The following is a 16,430-nucleotide window of genomic DNA, read 5'->3' as shown; positions in this document are numbered from 1 at the left end:
TCGTCGTGTGTCCCTGGAAGATGGAGTCGCGGGGAGGGCCAGTGAAAACGAAAGGGCGCCCTCCCGCAAGAGGGCGCCCTTCCGTAACGGGCGTATGATCCGCGGGGATCAGCGCTTCGAGAACTGGAAGCTGCGGCGGGCCTTGGCCTTACCGTACTTCTTACGCTCGACGGCGCGCGGGTCGCGGGTCAGGAAGCCGGCGGCCTTGAGGGCCGGGCGCAGGGCCGGCTCGTAAGCCGTCAGGGCGCGCGACAGGCCGTGGCGCAGGGCGCCGGCCTGACCGGACAGACCACCACCGGACACGGTGCACATCACGTCGAACTGGTTCGACACGTTGGCGACCTGGAACGGCTGGTTGATCAGCATCTGCAGAACCGGGCGCGGGAAGTAGTGCGCCAGGTCGCGGCCGTTGACGATGATCTTGCCGGTGCCCGGCTTGACCCACACGCGGGCCACGGCGTCCTTACGGCGACCGGTGCCGTAGGAACGGCCCAGTTCGTCACGCTTGGCTTCGTAGCGCGGAGCCTCGGCGACGGTACCCTGCGTGGCGCCCTTCAGGTCTTCGAGGGTGAGCTTTTCCTCGGCCATCGGTTAGGCGCTCCTCTTGTTCTTCGGGTTGCGCGCGGCGAAGTCCAGGACTTCCGGCTGCTGCGCTTCATGCGGGTGCTCGGCGCCGGCGTAGACGCGGAGCTTCTTCATCTGGGCACGGCCGAGCGGACCACGCGGGATCATGCGCTCGACGGCCTTCTCGATCACTCGCTCCGGGTAACGGCCACCGAGGATCTGACCCATGGTCCGTTCCTTGATGCCGCCGGGGTGACCGGTGTGCCAGAAAAACTTCTTGTCGCTCATCTTCTTGCCGGTCAGCTTGACCTTCTCGGCATTGATGATGATGACGTTGTCGCCGACGTCGATGTGCGGCGTGAACGTGGCTTTGGTCTTGCCACGCAGGATGTTCGCCACGTGCGAGGCGAGGCGGCCCAGAACGACGCCTTCGGCGTCGATCAGGATCCACTTCTTTTCCACCTCGGCGGGCTTGGCCGAATAGGTCTTCATGGCACCATCTCGTTCGAAAAACGAAACGGACCGCTGCAGGAGCGGCCCACGGAACTGAGGGTGCGAAATATGTCACGATGCGCGGATTTGTCAAACACATAAGAAGCTGCAAAATCAATGACTTAGCAAAAAGGTATTATTTTACCGTCGCAGCAAACCGAGGCTGGCTGCGGGTTTGCGGCCGATCGGGTGCACGGCGACGTCGCCCCCGCCGGTCGCTTGACGTGCCGCACGGCGGAGTCATACTCGGCACATGGGCGCAGAAGTGCCCGCCTGGAGGTTGCCATGACCCTATCCGCCCTCCTGCCCGCCGCGGCAGGACCGCTTCTGCCGGCGCGCCAGAAGACCGCGCCCGCGTCCACCACCGCCGCCGCCGCGACTCCGGCGGCCGCACCCGCCGCGCCGCCCGTCGGGCTGTCGCCGGCGGCGTTGACGGCCATGAGGGAGGATTTCCTCTCCCGCCGACTCGAAACGGCGGAGAAGATCATGGAGGCCATGCGGCCCTACCTCAGCCTCGTCACCACGCCGCAGACGGCCCGCCCCATGGCGGCGACGCTCGGCCACGTGGCGCGCGAGATCAACGCCGTGGTGCGCGAGATGGGCGGCGAACTCGCCCGCCGCACCGTCGCCGACCTGCGCCAGCCGATGGCCCCCGCACCGGCCGCGGCCGACGGCGCCGCCGGTGAGAAGGCGAAGCGCTTCGCCGGGCTTGCCTCGCTGGCCGACCGGGCGGAGCGCGCCATGAGCGGCGCCAGCCGCATGCTGCGGCACGTCGGATCGGTCTACGACCCCGACCCGCTCGGCCGCGGCACGGTGCTGAAGGTGGCGGTGGACGCCTCGCGCCCGCTGCTGGCGGCGTGGGACGACCTCAAGTCCTTCCGCCTGCGCCTGACGGCGGCGGAGAACCGGGTGAACCTGAGCGCCTGAGGTCTGGCAGCGAGACTGTTGCGCTCAGTCAGCGGCGCCGCGCCAGACGGTAATGCCGTTGCCGCCGCCTGCTTCACTGCAATGTCGCTCGATCGTGTCTTCGGGTAGCTCAAGGTCAATGGCGAGGCGGCCATAAGAAAACATCTGAATCTCGCCGCCTTCCCTTTCGAATTCGCTATTTATGTGGCGTTCGATTAGTTCCGCAACTTCGTTGAAGCGAGTTACCTGTGTCAATCGCGCGGGATGTTTGCTTGTTGTGCTGTCTCGCTTTAGCCGGACCGGATATTCTGGCATCGTGATTTCGCCTCGCGAGGTTATTCCTGAACAGAGGGAATCGTCCGTAATACGAGCACTGCTGCGCGAAGTTGTAAAGTAAGGTTGTGGGCGGTGGCCGCGTCGGCAGTTCCGATACTTTTGGTAGCGCTATTGCCCCCATAAGACACGCGCCTGCCCCTTAATCCACACAAGCCTTTGGCGTAGGTCCTTCGTTGATCGCTCATCAACAGCGCATCGGAGGAGACGCGCCATGAGGAAGATCTCTTTCGCCGCCGCCCTGGCGGCCGCCACCGCGCTCAGTGCCCCGGCCTTCGCCGCCGGGTCCGACGATGCCGCGAAGACGAGCGGCACCGCGACCGAGGCGCAGGCCCAGAGCGGCAGCGCGTCGTCGTCCATGTCCAGCGACACCGGCAGCGCCGGGGCGTCGACCGCCATGCCGGGGCAGGCGGCCGGCATGTCCGGCGAGAACATGGATCAGGAGGAAATCCGCGACCTGCAGCAGGCCCTGAAGGACGCCGGCCAGGACATCGAGGTCGACGGCGTGTGGGGCGACGGCACCGCCCAGGCCCTGCGCGACTTCCAGGAAGAGGAAGGCATCACCGCCTCGGGTGAGCTCGACGACGAGACCCTGACGGCGCTCGGCCTCGACCTCGGCACCGGCGTCCAGGACGGCGCCACCCAGCAGGCGGAAACCCCGAGCGGCACCACCGGCACGACCACCGGCTCGGGCACGGCCGGCAGCAGCGACGAGCCCATGCCGCAGTCCAAGCCCGACGACGCCAGCGGCGGGACCTCCACCGGCGGCACCACCACCGGCGGCGCGAGCGGCTCGGCCAACTGACGTCTCGCGGCTGCACGCCCCGGCGGCCGGCGCCCTCCCTCCCGTGGCGCCGGCCGTCTCGCGTCAGGTGCCGGCGGCGGCTCGTGTGGTCAGGCGCCGGCGGCGCCGGTCAGCTGGGCGATGGTCGGCGCCTTGTCCTGCGGCGGGATGGAGTAGGTGCCGGTGACGTGGGCGACCATGCCTTCCTCGCCCTCGGAATAGAGGTCGACTTCCACCACGGCCAGCCGCTTGCCAGCCTTCAGAATGCGGCCCTCGGCAATCATGTCGCGCGGGCCGGGCTTGCGCAGGAAGTTGATGTTGAGGTTGGTGGTCACCGCCAGTTCCACCGGCCCGATCAGCGACAGCACCACCACGTACATGGCCAGGTCGGCCAGCGCCATCATGGCGGGGCCGGCGACGGTGCCGCCCGGCCGCACCAGGTCGGGCTTGAAGCGCATGCGCACGCGGCACGCGCCGGCGGCCACGTCCTCCACCTGCATGCCGAGGATGTCCACCAGCGGCAGCTCGGCGTCCAGGATCGCCTGGATTTCCGGAATGGTGATCTTGGTGGTCATGGGCGCTGCGTCCTCCCCGGGCGGTTCTTCTTGTGGCCGGTCCAGCATGGTGATGCTTTACGCTTACGTCAACGGCAAGAGCCGCTTGCAGCCGGCGCCGCGGGCCGTCACCATGGGGAAAACCGCCAGGAGACCGTCCATGACCGCCGCCGCCGCTTCCGCTTCCGATGCCATCCTGCTGCGCCACGACGCCGACGGCATCGCGACGCTGACGCTCAACCGCCCGCAGGCGCGCAACGCCCTGTCGGTGGGCCTCATGGCGGCGTTGCAGGCGGAACTGGATGCGGTGAAGGCCGATCCGGCGGTCAAGGTGGTGGTGCTGGCCGCCAACGGTCCGGCTTTCTGCGCCGGCCACGACCTCAAGGAAGTGCGCGCCAACCCCGGCCGCGAGGCCTATGCGGCGCTGTTCGAGCAGTGCTCGAAGCTGATGATGTCCATCGTCACCCTGCCCAAGCCGGTCATCGCCCGCGTCCATGCCATGGCCACGGCGGCCGGCTGTCAGCTGGTGGCCAGCTGCGATCTCGCCTATGCGGCGGAAGAGGCCAAGTTCGCCACGCCCGGCGTCAACATCGGCCTGTTCTGCTCGACCCCCATGGTCGCCCTGTCGCGCGCCGTCGGCCGCAAGAAGGCCATGGAGATGTTGCTGTCCGGCCGCCCCATCGGCGCCGAGGAAGCCATGCTCGCCGGCCTCGTCAACGACGTGGTGCCGGCGGCGGAACTGGACGAGGCCGTCATGGGCATGGCGCGCACCATCGCCGGCAAGTCGCCGCTGACGCTCGCCATCGGCAAGGAAGCCTTCTACCGCCAACTGGAGATGCCGCTGGCCGAGGCCTACGCCTATGCCAGCGAGGTCATGACCCGCAACATGCTCGCCCGCGACGCCGAGGAGGGCATCGACGCCTTCCTCGCCAAGCGCGACCCCGTGTGGGAAGGGCGCTGAGCCGGTGGCGCGGCGGGTCGTCGTCGTCGACACGGAAACCACCGGCACCAGCCACGCCGACCGGGTGGTGAGCCTGGCGGCGGTGGAACTGCTCGACCACCGCTTCGGCGCCGTGCTGCACCTGGTGTTCAATCCGGGGCGGCGGAACCATTGGGCGGCCTACAAGGCGCACGGCCTGTCCGACGCCTTCCTGGCCGACCAGCCGCCCTTCGCCGACCACGCCGCCGAGGTGTGGGACTTCATCGGCGACGCGGTGGTGGTCGGCCACAACGTCGGCTTCGACGACCGCATGCTGCGCCAGGAATTCGCCCTGGCCGGCTTCCCGCCACCCGCCTGGGCGCTCCATTGCACCATGAAGAGTTGGCGCGGCCTGTTCCCCGGCCGGCCGTCGTCGCTGGATGCCTGCTGCGGCGCCTTCGGCCTCGGGCGCACCACGGCGGTGCACGGGGCGCTGGAGGACGCGCTTCTGTGCGCCTGCCTTTATCAGGCGCTGGAGGGGGCGGCGGTGCAGCCCATGCCGGCGCTGACGCCGTTCTCCAACCTGCGGGTGCCGGCGCTGTAGCGGCGGCGGCTCAGGCGTCGGGCGGCGGGGTGTTGCGCTTCACCACGCCGGCGCCGGCCCAGATCAGCATGCCGCCGACCACCAGCCCCGGCAGCAGCGCGAAGACGAAGACGGTGGCCTGGGTGCCGAGCGAGGCGGCTGCATCCATGTGCGCCGCCGAATAGGCCGCCCGCGCCAGGAATCCCGCCAGGACGAGAACGCCGCCCGCCTGCAGGGCGCGGCCGATGAAGCGTCCGTTGGCCGACATGGTCAGTCCTCCTTCGCCGGTTCGGCGCTCTGGGCGTGTTCGGCGCACACCTGCTTCAGGGCGAACAGGGCCTCCAGCGCCAGCGGGAAGCCGGTGTAGGGGGCCAGCTGCATGAAAGCTTCCACCAACTCGTCGCGGGTCAGGCCGGCGTTGAGGGCGGCGCGGATGTGGATCTTCAGTTCCTTCGGCGCCGTCCCCTGGGCGGCGAGCGCCGACACGATGGTCAGCTGGCGGTCGCGGGCCGACAGGCCGGGGCGGGTGTGCAGGTCGCCGTAGGGGAATTCCACCACCATGCGGGCGAAATCGGGCGCGATGGCGCGCAGGTCGTCGAGGAAACCGTCGCCGACCACGTCGTGCAGCGTGCGCAGCCGGTCGAGTCCGCGGCGGTAACGATCGTCTGACATGAAGAACAAGCCTCGGTGGTGCGCGCAAGGAGGTGCGTCATACCGCGCCGGCCGCCGCCGTGCAACCGGCAGCCGGCGCGGGTCTGCGGCGTTATGGCAGCAATGGCAAACCGAGGAGGTCCGTCATGGTCGAGAACCACGGCAAGCAGATCAAGGACGACAAGACCTACGAGGCGATCCGCGATCAGGGTGCCAGCAAGGAAAAGGCGGCCCGCATCGCCAACGCCCAGGCCAGGAGCAAGACGGGCGGCGGCAAGTCGGAACCGGCGGCCAAGGGCGGCCGCCACGGCGCCTACGAGGACTGGAGCAAGGACGACCTCTACCAGCAGGCTAAAAAGGTGGGGATCGAGGGGCGGTCCAGGATGAAGAAGACCGACCTGATCGATGCCCTGCGGCACCACTGACCGGGCCGCTATCGCCGCTCCGGCCGCGCCGAGCCCAGCAGCTTCAGCAACCGTCCCTTGCGGGCGGTCAGGCCGAACAGCAGGGCCGCCACGGCGACGAACAGCACCGCCACCACCGCCATCACCGGCGTATAGCCGTAGCGCAGGCTGTTGAAGATCTTGATGGGCAACGTCTCCACCGTGAAGCCGGCCACCATGTAGGCGACGATGTACTCGTTCAGGCTGAGCACGAAGACGAAGGCGAGGCCCGCCAGCACGTAGGGTGTCACCGTCGGCAGGACGACGGTGCGGAACACCGTCTTCTCGTCGGCGCCCAGCGTGCGGGCGGCCTCCACCTGCTCCTTCGACAGGCTGTCGAGCCCGAGCGAGATGTTCACCAGCGGCAGCGTCACGAAGAAGATGCCGTGGCTGATGATGGTCGCCCAGATCTGCCCGTAGAAGCCGACCGTGTTCCAGAAGATGAGGAACCCGAGCGCGGTGATGACCGGCGGCAGCATGAAGGGCGCGATGCCCATGAGGAACAGCGGCTTGGCATAGGCCACCCGCCAGCGCCACAGGAACCACGCCAGCGGCAGCGCGATGGCGACCGACAGGACCGAGGCATTGGCGGCGACGATGAGGCTGTTCTTCAGCGCGTTCAGCCACGTCGGGTCGGTGAACAGCTCGCCGTACCAGCGCAACGACAGGCCCTGCGGCGGGAACAGCAGGCGGCGCGGCTGGTTGAGGCTGACCCCTGCCACCACGATCACCGGGGCGGCGAGGAACAGGGCGATCAGCCCCATGTAGACGGCGCGGAAGATGCGCGTGCGGCGGTCGGTCATGGCTTGCGGCCTCCGCCGGCCAGCAGGGTGAGTCCGATGAGCGCCAGGCTCACCAGCATGAGGAACACGGCGACGGCGGCCGCGAAGGGGATGTTGCTCTGGTAGATGGCCTGGTCGGTGATGAAGACCGACAGCGTCCAGTGCTGCGGCTCGCCCAGCAACTGCGGCAGGACGTAGACACCGAGCGTGAAGACGAACACCAGCACCAGCGTCGCCAGCACCGCCTGGCGCAGCGACGGCACCACCACCGTGAAGAACGTGCGCAGCGGCGAGGCGCCGAGCGTGCGGGCGGCCTCCGTCACCTCGGGGTCGAGACGGGTGACGCTCGGGTAGAGCACCAGCACCGTATAGGGGAAGGTGATGAAGCACATGCCGAGCAGCAGGGCGAGGAAGCTCGGCGAATAGGCCTGCGGCGTCTCGATCAGGCCGAGCGCCACGAACAGGTTGGAGATGCCGGCCGAGCGCGACAGCAGGGTCGACCACGCGAAGCCGATGATGACCTCCGACAGCGACAGCACCGACAGGATGAACACCAGCCACGCCGTCTGCCCGCGGGGCGAGAGGCGCGCGAGGAACCACGTGAAGGGCACCGCCGCCGCCGTGCACAGCACCGCCGCCAGCGCGCAGACGGTCAAGGAGAAGCCGAGCACGCCGAGGAACAGCGGCGTCAGGAAACGGGCGTAGTTGGCCAGCTCGAAGGCCGGCTCGTAGAAGCCGCCCTCGACGCGGTGGAAGAAGCTGTAGGCCACCATGATGCCGAAGGGCACCAGGAAGAAGACCGTCAGCACCAGCGCCGGCCCGGCCATGGGCAGGTGCTGGAGAAGGCCGCGGGGTCGGGTTTGCAGGCTCATGCCGCCAGCACCCGGCAGGCCTCGCGCGGCAGGTCGACCGTCACGGCGTCGCCGGGGGCGACAGGGGCGGCGTCCTTGCGCAGGCTTTCGGCGATCAGGGCGTGGCCCTGGCAGTCGACATGGACTTCGACGGTGCCGCCGACGTCGCGCACGAAGGTGACGGTGGCCGGCAGCCGGTTGGGCAGGGCCTCGCCGGCGGCGTCGGGCGTCGGCAGCACGTGCAACTCCTCGGGCCGCACCAGCAGGGTCGCCGGCTGGCCGCGGCGCAAGCCGTCGGGGATAGCCGCGACGGTGATGCGGCGGTCGCCGAACTGCACGGCGCCGGCCTCCACCGTCACCGGCAGCAGGTTGGAGGTGCCGATGAAGTCGGCGACGAAGGTATTGGCGGGCTCGCGGTAGATCTGCGACGGCGCGCCGACCTGCTGCACCCGGTGGTCGCCCATGACGACGATCAGGTCGGCCATGGTCATGGCCTCGCGCTGGTCGTGGGTCACCAGGATGGTGGTGACGGCCAGCCGCTGCTGCAACAGGCGCAGCTCGATCTGCATGGCCTCGCGCAGCTTGGCGTCGAGCGCCGACAAGGGCTCGTCGAGCAGGAACAGCTTGGGATCGACGGCGAGCGCGCGGGCGATGGCGACGCGCTGGCGCTGGCCGCCCGACAACTGGCTGACGTGGCGGTCGGCGACGCCCGGCAGGCGCACCATCTCCAGCAATTCCTCGGCGCGGCGGCGCTGGCTGTCCTTGCCCTCGCCGCGGATGCGCAGGGCATAGGCGATGTTGTCGCCGACCGTCAGGTGGTCGAACAGGGCGAGGCTCTGGAACACCATGCCGAAGCCGCGGCGGTCGGGCGGCAGGCCGGAGATGTCGGCGCCGTCGAGCAACAGGCGGCCGCGGCTCGGCTGCTCCAGCCCGGCGATGAGGCGCAGCAGGGTGGTCTTGCCGCAGCCCGAGGGGCCGAGGAAGCACACCAGCTTGCCGGCGGGAATGTGCAGGTCGACGTCGGTGACGGCCAGGACGGAGCCATAGCTCTTGCCGACGCCTTCCAGGACGAGATCGTGCATGGCGGGTCCGGAACGGAGGTAAGGGGGCAGGGGACGGCCCGGCGCCCCGCCGCCGCCGCGCCGGCAGCGGGCCGGTCATGGCGGGGCGGGGCGCCGGGGTGCCGTCAGCCGGTGATCATGGCCGTCCAGCGCTCGTTCACCCAGTCGCCCTTGTCGGTGTAGAGCGTGTAGTCGGGGATGATCGGCGCGGTGTCGCTGGAGACGGCGGCGAATTCCTCCGCCGACAGGTCCATGAGGTCGCGCGGGATCACGGGCGCCGTGCCGACCTTGCGGGCGAGCGTCGCCTGAACCGCCGGCTGGCACATGTAGTCGATGAAGACCTGCGCTTCCTCGACCTTCTTGCAGGCCTTGGTCACGGCCCACGAGCCGCGGTCGGCGACGCCGCCTTCCTGCGGGAAGGTGGAGCGCACGGGGAAGCCGTCGGCGGCGGCGAGGCCGGTGACGTCGTGGTAGTACTGGCCGGCGGGGATTTCGCCGGTCTGCAGGGCGTTCTGGAACTGGCCCTCGTCGCGGTACCACAGGGCGACGTTGGGCTTCAGCTCGGCGATCTTGTCGAGCACCTTCTGGATGCCGTCCTCGCTCTTCAGCACGTCCTGGCCGGGGAAGTAGGTCTTGGCGGCGATGTCGAGCATGAAGGAGTTGGACGCCAGCGCCAGCAGTCCGAGGCTGTTCTTGCCGGCGCCGTCCCAGAAGAACTTCCAGCTCTGCGGCGCGTCGGCGTAGGTCTCGGTGTTGGTCACCAGCGTGATGAACCACGCCACCGCCGGCACGCCGGCGACGCCGCCGTCGGGGTACGTGTTCAGGTAGTCCTCGAACACCTTGGCGGCGTTGGGCATCTTGGCCATGTCCAGGCGCTGCCACAGGTCGCCGCGGATGCCGCGGATCATGGGCACCTGGGCGATCATGTTGACGTCGGCGGGGGCGACGCCGGCCTTGGCCGCCTGCTCCAGCTGCACGAGCCAGGCTTCGCCGGTCGGCTCCGGCACGCTCTCGACGGTGATGCCGGTCGCCTTGGTGAACTCGGGGAAGATGTGCTTGCGGAAGCTCTCCTCGAAGTAGCCGCCGTAGGTGCCGACCTTGATGGAGCGGTCCTGGGCGAACACCGACGGCGCCTTCAGCGCCACCACGCCGGCCGCGGCGGCGGCGGCGGAGAACTTCAGCACGGTGCGGCGACTGGGGTCGTAGCGGTAGGTGGTCTTGCGCATGGGGAAAAGCCTCCTGTTCGGACTTCGTTTTTTGTCTGGGTTCAGCGTTCGGCGAAGGCCGCGAGCCGGGCGGCGACGGTGGCGGCGGCCTCGCCGGGCACGTTGGCGAAGGCGAGGCGCAGGAAGCGGTCCTGGCCCTCGCCGAACATGGAGCCGGGCAGGGTGAGCAGGCTCTGCTCCTGCGCCAGTGACCGGGCGACGTCGTAGGCGGCGCGGCCCTCGAAGGGGTGTTCGACGTAGGCGAAATAGGCGCCGATGCTCACCAGCCGCCAGCCCTGCAAGCCCTCCACCGCCTGGCGGAAGGCGGCGGCGCGGCTGCGCATGAGCAGCGTGTTGCCGGCCACCCAGTCGCGCAGGGACGTCAGGCCGAACAGCGCCGCCTCCTGCCCCAGGCGCGGGGCGCAGATGGCGACGCAGTCGACGGCCTTCTCCACCGACGCCATCAGGCGCGGCCCCGCGACCAGGGCGCCGACGCGGTGGCCGGTGATGGCAAAGACCTTGGAGAAACTGTAGAGGTGGACCAGCGTCTCCGGCCACGCGGGGTCGTCGAACAGGGCGTGCGGGCGGCGGTCCTCGGGCAGGAAGTCGCGGTAGGTCTCGTCCAGCACCAGGGCGATGCCGTGCTTCTGCGCCAGGGCGTAGAAGGCGGCGATGACCTCGGGCGGGTAGACGGCGCCGGTCGGGTTGTTGGGGGTGACGAGGACGATGGCGCGGGTGCGCGGGCCGATGCGGTCGGCCGCCTCGTCCACGTCGGGCACGCCGCCGGCCTCGGGGCGGAAGGGCAGGGGAACGGCGTGAATGCCGAGCGCGTCGAGCCACATCTTATGATTGAAGTAGTGCGGCAGCGGCAGGATCACCTCGTCGCCAGCCTTGGCGAGCGCCATCATGGCGGCGCAGAAGGCCTGGTTGCAGCCGGCGGTGATGGCGACGTGGCTGGGCGACGGGCGGGCGCCGTAGACCCGGCCGATGTCGGCCGCCAGCGCCTCGCGCAGGGCCGGCATGCCGAGGATGTCGGTGTACTTGTGGACGGCCGGGTCGTGCAGGCGCGCGGCCAGATGCTCCACCAGCTCGGCGGCGGGCGGGTGGCCCGGCACGGCCTGGCACAGGTCGATGAGGGGGCGGCCCGGCACCGGCGCAAGGCCGCGCACCCAGCCTTGCGCGTCGGCGATGGGCGGCGGCGCCACGGCGGCGAGCAGCGGGTTGAGCGGCGGGGTCGTCGGCTGGTCGGAAGGGGTCATGGGAAGCGTGTGTCCGGCGGTCAGAGGGGATCGCGCCGCAGCGGCATGGTCATGCAATGCACGCTGCCGCCGCCGGCGGCGAAGAGATCCAGCTCGGGGTCGAGCACCGTCAGTCCTTCCGCCCGCAGCCTGGCGTTCAGCGCCGTGGAGTGGCGCGGCGAGATCACCGTATCATTGCCGAGCGCCAGGACGTTGCAACTCATCTGCATGACCTCCTTGTAGGTCGCCGGCACGATGCGGATCTGGCGGTCGTGCAGCCAGTCCAGCAGGTCGTCGGGCAGCACGTCCGGGCAGGCGACGGCGAGCCCGTCGGCCGCCATGCAGAACAGCACGTCGAGGTGCAGGAAGTGCTCGGCGAAGGGCTGCACGCGCACGTCCCAGCCCTCGGCCTCGAACCAGTCGCAGAACTGGCGGGCGCCGTCGAGGGTGGTGCGCTCGCCCGAGGCGCCGACCAGCAGCAGGCCGGGGCGGATGATGTGGATGTCGCCGCCTTCCAGGCTGCCGGCGGTCGCCATCTTCCAGAACCCGTCGCGGCCGTAGAAGTCGAGGATGGAGGCGTATTCGCCCCGCCGCTGCGGCCGGAACAGCTGCGTCATCACCGGGCCCCAGGGGGTCACCTGGCTCGAATCGCGGGTATAGACCTGGTAGGGCAGGTGGGGTTCCAGGCGGTTCAGGAAGTGGCAGGCGACGTCGGCCTGCCGCAGGGCATCCACCAGCTCGCCGAACTGGGCCGCCGCCTGGGATGCGTCATAGGGCCGGCCGCTGTCGAGCGAGGCGGTGGCGATGGTGTTGGTGGGCTGCCAGGCGTAATGGTCCGGCGCGCACAGCAGCACGTCCCGCAGGACACCCGTCTCCGAATCCACGCTCCAGGTCACGCCCGGTCCTCCAGATTGCTCAAACCGTGGGCGGTGGCCCGCCCTTGCCCACGAAGGTGGCGGACGGCCGGCGTGCGGAAAATAGTGGATCAGGAAACTTCACTTTGATGAACTTCAATGTGAGCCCCTGGTCATCGCGGGAGTCTGCGAACGTGAGCATCGGTCAGATCACCGAAGTCGACATCCGTCTCCTGCGCGTCTTCGTGGCCGTGGTGGAGGCGGGCGGCTTCTCGGCGGCGCAGGCGACCCTCAACGTCGCCGGCTCCACCGTCTCCAACCACATGAGCGCGCTGGAGCAGCGCCTGGGCGTCAAGCTGTGTCAGCGCGGGCGCATCGGCTTCCGCCTGACCGACAAGGGGCGGGTGGTCTACGACGCCGCCTGCCGGCTGCTGGCGGCGGCGGAAACCTTTCGCAGCGAGGCGGCCCAGGTGCGCGGCCAGCTGGTCGGCGACCTGCGGATCGGGCTGGTCGACACCACCATCACCGACCCGGCGAGCCCGGTGGTGCGGGCGCTGACCCGCTTCAACGGCCGCGAACACCGCGTCCACCTGCACGTCGGCATCGAGGCGCCGCAGGACCTGGAACGCCGCCTGCTGGCGGGCGCGCTCGACATCGCCGTCGGCAGCTTCCCGACGCGGGTCACGGGGTTGGAATACGCGCCGCTCTATGCCGAGAGCCAGACGTTCTACTGCGGCGCCGGCCATCCGCTGTTCGACGCGCCGGCGCCGACGCTGGAGGACGTGCGCGCCTGCCGCATCGTCGCCCGCGGCTACTGGCACCAGAACGACCTGCGCCGAGTCGGGTTGCCCTTATCGTCGGCGGCGGCGACGGTGCAGAACATGGAGGCGCAGGCCATGCTCATCCTGTCGGGCGGCTACCTCGGCTTCCTGCCGGAGCACTACGCCGCGCCGTGGGTGGCGCAAGGTCGCCTGAAGGCGCTGCTGCCCGAAGCGACGGCCTATACGGCGCCCTTCGATCTGGTCACCCGCCGCGGCGCGCGCGAGACCAAGGTGCTGGCGACCATGGTCGCCGACCTGCTGGCCTCGCGCTGAGGGAGGCGGCGCCGTCAGTCCTCCAGCACCAGGCTGTCGCTGTCGAGCAGGGTGCGCAGGCGGGTCTTGAGGTCGCGGATGCTGACGGGCTTGCGCAGCAAGGCGTCGACCCCGCCCGGCAATTGTTCCAGCAGGCGGCGTTCGGCGAGCGGCTGGCCGGTCATGACGATGGTGAAGACCTGCGGCCAGTCCTCGGCGAGGCGCTGGAGCAGGTCCTCGCCGCGGCCGTCGGGCAGGTGCAGGTCGGTCACCACGGCGTCGGGCTGTGCCGCATCCAGGGCAGCCAGCGCGCCCCCCAGATCGTGGGCGACCGTGACGGCGTAGCCCGACTCGCGCAGGGCGTCGGCGATGACGTCGGCGGCCAGCACCTCGTCGTCGACCACCAGGATGCGGGCGCCGCCGGCTTCCTCGTCCGTGCCTCCGCCAGCGGCGGCGGTGGCGGCGGCCGCGGCGGCGGCCTGGTCGACGGCGGTGCCGGCCGGCGGCGCGGCGGCCGGCTGGCGGGCCAGCGGCAGGAAGATGGTGAAGCGGGCCCCGCCCTCGGGCCGGTTCGCCGCCCCCATGTCGCCGCCCATGTCGTGCACGATGTCGAGGCAGATGGACAGGCCGAGGCCGGTGCCTTCGCCGGTCGGCTTGGTGGTGAAGAAGGGCTCGAAGACGTGGTCCAGCACCTCGGGCGGGATGCCGGGGCCGTCGTCTTCCACCACCAGCCGCAGCTCGCCCTGATCGCCGCGGACCTGCACGGCGGCGGTCACCCGCACCGTGCCGTAGGGCGGGGCGCGGCGGCGGCCGGGATTGCTCAGCACCGCCTGCGTGGCGTTGCGCAGCAGGTTGAGCAGCACCTGGTCGAGCTGGTTGCGGTGGCCGACCACCACCGCGTCCGCCGTCTCCGGCTCCAGGTGCAGGTCGATGCGCATGCCGTCCTTGGCGGCCTGCTGCTCGAACAGGCTGACCGCCTGGACGATGGCGGCCTGCGCCGCGAAGGGCTCCTTGGTGCCGCCGTCGCGGCGGGAGAAGGCCTGGATGTAATCGAAGGTGTCGACCAGCCGCTCCGCCTGATTGACGATCTCGCCGAACTTGCCGCCCAGCATGGCCCGCAGGGCGGCGGCGTCGGTGTCGGCGGGGGCGCGTTCCAGGCTCGCCACGGCGCTTTCGGCCAGCAGGCGGATGATGTTCATGGGCTGGCTGATCTCGTGGATCAGGCTGGCCGACATCTCGCCGAGCACCGCCATCTTGCTGGCCTGGCGCAGCATGGTTTCCATGCGGCGGCGGTCGGACTGGTCGAGCGCCGAATAGATGAGCCCGCCGGACGCCCCGTCGGCACCCGGCAGGCGCGACACGGAGACGAGGCCGGGCAGCATCTGCCCGTCGCGGCGGCGCAGGGTGACGTCCAGGTCGGCCGTGCGGTCGGGATCGGCGGCCAGCACCTCGGTCGGCAGCAGGTCGAGCGCCCGCAGCGGCAGCCCGAGTGCCTCGCGCTGGCTGAGGCCGAACAGGACCTCGGCGCGGCGGTTGAGGTAGGTGATGGCGCCGTCGCCGTCGGTGGCGATGATGGCCGTGCGCACCTCGTTCAGCAGGTGGGCCTGGAAACGGATGCGGTCTTCCGCCTGGCGGCGCTTGGTGACGTCGCGCACCACCATCAGGAAGCCGCGCAGGCGGCCGTCGGGGGTGGTGAGGGCGGCGAGCACGCCCTCGCCCTGGAACCGGCTGCCGTCACGCCGCCGCCGCCAGCCGTCGAGCGGCGTGGTGCCGTCGTGGCGGGCCTGGATCATCTCCTGCTCCGGCCGTCCTTCGGTGCGGGCGTCGTCGGGGTGGAACAGGGCGAACGGCTGCCCGATGACTTCGGGCGCGTGCCAGCCGAACAGGCGCGTGCCGCCGTCGTTCCAGCTCACCACGCGGCCCTCCTCGTCGAGCAGGGCGATGGCGTAGTCCTTCACGGCGCCGATGAAGCGCTGCAGGCTCTGCTCCGTGTCGAGCAGGGCGCGGGTGCGCCGCACCACCACCCGGCGCAGGGCCCACACGCCGACGGCGGCGATGCCGAGGCCGGCGGCCAGCACCACGGCGACGATGCCGAGGATCATGTAGGTGCGCTCGGTGCGCGCCATCTCCAGGCGCACCTTGTCGAACAGGAAGGTCTCGGGGGCGAAGGATTCGCTCACCAGCCCGAACCGGGCCAGGGTCTGGTGCATGCGGCGCCAGCGGTCGGGGTTGATGTGGCCCAACTCCACCATGGGCCAGGCCGTCAACTGGCGGACCGGCTCCACCATGAAGCGGTTGAGGGCGCGGTTGTCGTCCAGGAAGGCGATGTTCTGCGGCAGTTCCGACAGGCGGGCGACCATGGCGTCGGGGTGGGTCAGCGCATATTCCCAGCCGCGTTGCGTCGCCCGCAGGATGGCGTCGACGAGGGCGGGGTCCTGCTGCACCAGCCGCCGGGTGGTGAACAGGCTGTCGCCGTAGAAGTCGACGCCGTAGTCGAGCGGCCGGAACATGCGCGCCGGCACGCCGTTCTGGGCGAAGTGGAAGGGGCTGGAAATCACATAGCCGACGTAGCCGTCGCCCTTGCCGCCGAAGAAGTCGCGCGAACTGCCGCGCTTGGCGGCCGGCGGCGGATCGAACCCGGCGGCCTGGGCCATGGCCATCAGCTCCACGTCCGTCAGGTCGCCCGGCCGGCGCAGGATGTCCTTCTTCAGGGCATCGCCGAGGGTGCGGATGTCGGGCGAGTCCCGCATGAACAGGGCGGCGCCGCTGTGCTGGAAGAAGCTGCCGATGACCACCAGCCGGTGGTTCTGGTCGTTGGCGAGCAGGATGTCGCTGCCGCCGATGCCGAAATCGGCGCGCCCCTCCACCACCTCGCGGGTGCCCGACAGCGGATTGCCCGCGGCGTCGAGGCCCGAGCGCAGCTCCACGTCGAGCCCGGCCTGGGCATAGTAGCCCTCCCACAGGGCGGCGTAATAGCCGGCGAACTGGAACGACGGCGCCCAGCGCAGTTGCAGCACCACCTTCTCGGCGGCATGTGCGGCCGGGGCCAGCACCAGCAGCGCCGCGATCAGGAGAACGGCGACGCAGGCCCGGCGTTCGAAGGGCACGGAGAACGGGGGCACGGCACGGGGTCTCCG

19 protein-coding genes are annotated in these 16,430 nt (G+C 70.2%); 6 read left to right on the top strand and 13 right to left on the bottom strand.

From position 1 onward, the window contains the following. Positions 1–108: 108 nt before the first annotated feature. Together rpsI and rplM are read right to left on the bottom strand one after the other, a co-directional pair. Positions 109–588, bottom strand: coding sequence for a 30S ribosomal protein S9 (gene rpsI / locus CRP50_RS16215; protein ID WP_097280222.1), 480 nt, complete (start codon positions 586–588; stop codon positions 109–111). 3 nt (positions 589–591) lie between these two features. Further along, positions 592–1,056: a 50S ribosomal protein L13 gene (rplM, locus tag CRP50_RS16210; protein WP_097280221.1), complete on the bottom strand. Its 465-nt coding sequence runs from the start codon at positions 1,054–1,056 to the stop codon at positions 592–594. Between the two features lie 285 nt (positions 1,057–1,341). Here rplM and CRP50_RS16205 point away from each other — a divergent pair, with 285 nt between their 5' ends. Next, positions 1,342–1,983 (top strand): hypothetical protein, encoded by a 642-nt coding sequence (locus CRP50_RS16205; RefSeq protein WP_097280220.1) that lies wholly within the window; start codon positions 1,342–1,344, stop codon positions 1,981–1,983. A gap of 24 nt (positions 1,984–2,007) precedes the next feature. Here the strand turns inward: CRP50_RS16205 and CRP50_RS25220 are convergent, their stop codons facing one another. Further along, on the bottom strand, positions 2,008–2,277 hold the full coding sequence (locus tag CRP50_RS25220; RefSeq protein ID WP_141415179.1) for a hypothetical protein: 270 nt from the start codon (positions 2,275–2,277) through the stop codon (positions 2,008–2,010). 232 nt (positions 2,278–2,509) lie between these two features. Between CRP50_RS25220 and CRP50_RS16200 the strand changes: the two genes are divergently transcribed. Further along, positions 2,510–3,100 (top strand): peptidoglycan-binding domain-containing protein, encoded by a 591-nt coding sequence (locus tag CRP50_RS16200; protein WP_097280219.1) that lies wholly within the window; start codon positions 2,510–2,512, stop codon positions 3,098–3,100. A gap of 89 nt (positions 3,101–3,189) precedes the next feature. Here CRP50_RS16200 and CRP50_RS16195 read toward each other — a convergent pair whose 3' ends face one another. Then, the gene (locus tag CRP50_RS16195) at positions 3,190–3,654 is read right to left on the bottom strand and encodes a PaaI family thioesterase (RefSeq protein WP_097280218.1); all 465 of its coding nucleotides are present in this window, start codon (positions 3,652–3,654) and stop codon (positions 3,190–3,192) included. Between the two features lie 139 nt (positions 3,655–3,793). Here CRP50_RS16195 and CRP50_RS16190 point away from each other — a divergent pair, with 139 nt between their 5' ends. Next, positions 3,794–4,594, top strand: coding sequence for an enoyl-CoA hydratase (locus CRP50_RS16190; protein WP_097280217.1), 801 nt, complete (start codon positions 3,794–3,796; stop codon positions 4,592–4,594). A gap of 4 nt (positions 4,595–4,598) precedes the next feature. Further along, a complete protein-coding gene (locus tag CRP50_RS16185; protein WP_097280216.1) occupies positions 4,599–5,156 on the top strand; it encodes an exonuclease domain-containing protein in 558 nt (185 codons plus the stop codon). A gap of 10 nt (positions 5,157–5,166) precedes the next feature. Here the strand turns inward: CRP50_RS16185 and CRP50_RS16180 are convergent, their stop codons facing one another. Beyond that, positions 5,167–5,403: a hypothetical protein gene (locus tag CRP50_RS16180; protein WP_097280215.1), complete on the bottom strand. Its 237-nt coding sequence runs from the start codon at positions 5,401–5,403 to the stop codon at positions 5,167–5,169. A gap of 2 nt (positions 5,404–5,405) precedes the next feature. Then, the gene (locus tag CRP50_RS16175) at positions 5,406–5,807 is read right to left on the bottom strand and encodes a carboxymuconolactone decarboxylase family protein (protein WP_097280397.1); all 402 of its coding nucleotides are present in this window, start codon (positions 5,805–5,807) and stop codon (positions 5,406–5,408) included. Positions 5,808–5,932: 125 nt separating this feature from the next. On the opposite strand from CRP50_RS16175, the gene CRP50_RS16170 reads away from it, so the two are divergent. Further along, complete coding sequence (locus tag CRP50_RS16170; RefSeq protein ID WP_097280214.1) at positions 5,933–6,211, top strand: Rho termination factor N-terminal domain-containing protein; 279 nt, start codon at positions 5,933–5,935, stop codon at positions 6,209–6,211. An 8-nt stretch (positions 6,212–6,219) separates the two neighbouring features. Here the strand turns inward: CRP50_RS16170 and CRP50_RS16165 are convergent, their stop codons facing one another. The 6 genes from CRP50_RS16165 to CRP50_RS16140 form a co-directional block, all read right to left on the bottom strand. After that, complete coding sequence (locus CRP50_RS16165; RefSeq protein WP_097280213.1) at positions 6,220–7,032, bottom strand: ABC transporter permease; 813 nt, start codon at positions 7,030–7,032, stop codon at positions 6,220–6,222. Continuing rightward, a complete protein-coding gene (locus tag CRP50_RS16160) occupies positions 7,029–7,883 on the bottom strand; it encodes an ABC transporter permease (RefSeq protein WP_097280212.1) in 855 nt (284 codons plus the stop codon). The genes CRP50_RS16165 and CRP50_RS16160 overlap by 4 nt, the downstream gene beginning before the upstream one ends. Further along, on the bottom strand, positions 7,880–8,944 hold the full coding sequence (locus tag CRP50_RS16155) for an ABC transporter ATP-binding protein (RefSeq protein ID WP_097280211.1): 1,065 nt from the start codon (positions 8,942–8,944) through the stop codon (positions 7,880–7,882). The genes CRP50_RS16160 and CRP50_RS16155 overlap by 4 nt, the downstream gene beginning before the upstream one ends. 104 nt (positions 8,945–9,048) lie before the next feature. After that, a complete protein-coding gene (locus CRP50_RS16150; protein ID WP_097280210.1) occupies positions 9,049–10,149 on the bottom strand; it encodes an ABC transporter substrate-binding protein in 1,101 nt (366 codons plus the stop codon). Between the two features lie 41 nt (positions 10,150–10,190). Next, positions 10,191–11,387, bottom strand: coding sequence for an aminotransferase (locus CRP50_RS16145; RefSeq protein ID WP_097280209.1), 1,197 nt, complete (start codon positions 11,385–11,387; stop codon positions 10,191–10,193). A 20-nt stretch (positions 11,388–11,407) separates the two neighbouring features. Next, on the bottom strand, positions 11,408–12,262 hold the full coding sequence (locus CRP50_RS16140) for a dimethylarginine dimethylaminohydrolase family protein (RefSeq protein WP_097280208.1): 855 nt from the start codon (positions 12,260–12,262) through the stop codon (positions 11,408–11,410). Positions 12,263–12,414: 152 nt separating this feature from the next. Here CRP50_RS16140 and CRP50_RS16135 point away from each other — a divergent pair, with 152 nt between their 5' ends. Further along, positions 12,415–13,314 carry a LysR family transcriptional regulator gene (locus CRP50_RS16135; RefSeq protein ID WP_176525214.1) on the top strand — a complete coding sequence of 300 codons (900 nt, stop codon included), beginning with the start codon at positions 12,415–12,417 and terminating at the stop codon, positions 13,312–13,314. 14 nt (positions 13,315–13,328) lie between these two features. On the opposite strand, the gene CRP50_RS16130 is transcribed toward CRP50_RS16135, so the two are convergent. Continuing rightward, positions 13,329–16,415, bottom strand: coding sequence for an ABC transporter substrate-binding protein (locus CRP50_RS16130; RefSeq protein ID WP_176525213.1), 3,087 nt, complete (start codon positions 16,413–16,415; stop codon positions 13,329–13,331). Between the last annotated feature and the right edge of the window lie 15 nt (positions 16,416–16,430).

It is taken from the genome of Caenispirillum bisanense (assembly GCF_900230255.1).
Taxonomy (GTDB): Bacteria; Pseudomonadota; Alphaproteobacteria; order Rhodospirillales; family Rhodospirillaceae; genus Caenispirillum; species Caenispirillum bisanense_A.
The sequence above is the reverse complement of the archived record's forward strand: the minus strand, read 5'-3'. Positions and strand labels throughout refer to the sequence as shown.

Excerpts from the sequence above, each read along its gene's own strand:
- CRP50_RS16155 (WP_097280211.1), bottom strand. The coding sequence starts at position 8,944 with ATGCACGATCTCGTCCTGGAAGGCGTCGGCAAGAGCTATGGCTCCGTC.
- rpsI (WP_097280222.1), bottom strand. The coding sequence starts at position 588 with ATGGCCGAGGAAAAGCTCACCCTCGAAGACCTGAAGGGCGCCACGCAG.
- rplM (WP_097280221.1), bottom strand. The coding sequence starts at position 1,056 with ATGAAGACCTATTCGGCCAAGCCCGCCGAGGTGGAAAAGAAGTGGATC.
- CRP50_RS16150 (WP_097280210.1), bottom strand. The coding sequence starts at position 10,149 with ATGCGCAAGACCACCTACCGCTACGACCCCAGTCGCCGCACCGTGCTG.
- CRP50_RS16200 (WP_097280219.1), top strand. The coding sequence starts at position 2,510 with ATGAGGAAGATCTCTTTCGCCGCCGCCCTGGCGGCCGCCACCGCGCTC.
- CRP50_RS16180 (WP_097280215.1), bottom strand. The coding sequence starts at position 5,403 with ATGTCGGCCAACGGACGCTTCATCGGCCGCGCCCTGCAGGCGGGCGGC.
- CRP50_RS16205 (WP_097280220.1), top strand. The coding sequence starts at position 1,342 with ATGACCCTATCCGCCCTCCTGCCCGCCGCGGCAGGACCGCTTCTGCCG.
- CRP50_RS16170 (WP_097280214.1), top strand. The coding sequence starts at position 5,933 with ATGGTCGAGAACCACGGCAAGCAGATCAAGGACGACAAGACCTACGAG.
- CRP50_RS16190 (WP_097280217.1), top strand. The coding sequence starts at position 3,794 with ATGACCGCCGCCGCCGCTTCCGCTTCCGATGCCATCCTGCTGCGCCAC.
- CRP50_RS16145 (WP_097280209.1), bottom strand. The coding sequence starts at position 11,387 with ATGACCCCTTCCGACCAGCCGACGACCCCGCCGCTCAACCCGCTGCTC.
- CRP50_RS16175 (WP_097280397.1), bottom strand. The coding sequence starts at position 5,807 with ATGTCAGACGATCGTTACCGCCGCGGACTCGACCGGCTGCGCACGCTG.
- CRP50_RS16160 (WP_097280212.1), bottom strand. The coding sequence starts at position 7,883 with ATGAGCCTGCAAACCCGACCCCGCGGCCTTCTCCAGCACCTGCCCATG.
- CRP50_RS16195 (WP_097280218.1), bottom strand. The coding sequence starts at position 3,654 with ATGACCACCAAGATCACCATTCCGGAAATCCAGGCGATCCTGGACGCC.
- CRP50_RS25220 (WP_141415179.1), bottom strand. The coding sequence starts at position 2,277 with ATGCCAGAATATCCGGTCCGGCTAAAGCGAGACAGCACAACAAGCAAA.
- CRP50_RS16165 (WP_097280213.1), bottom strand. The coding sequence starts at position 7,032 with ATGACCGACCGCCGCACGCGCATCTTCCGCGCCGTCTACATGGGGCTG.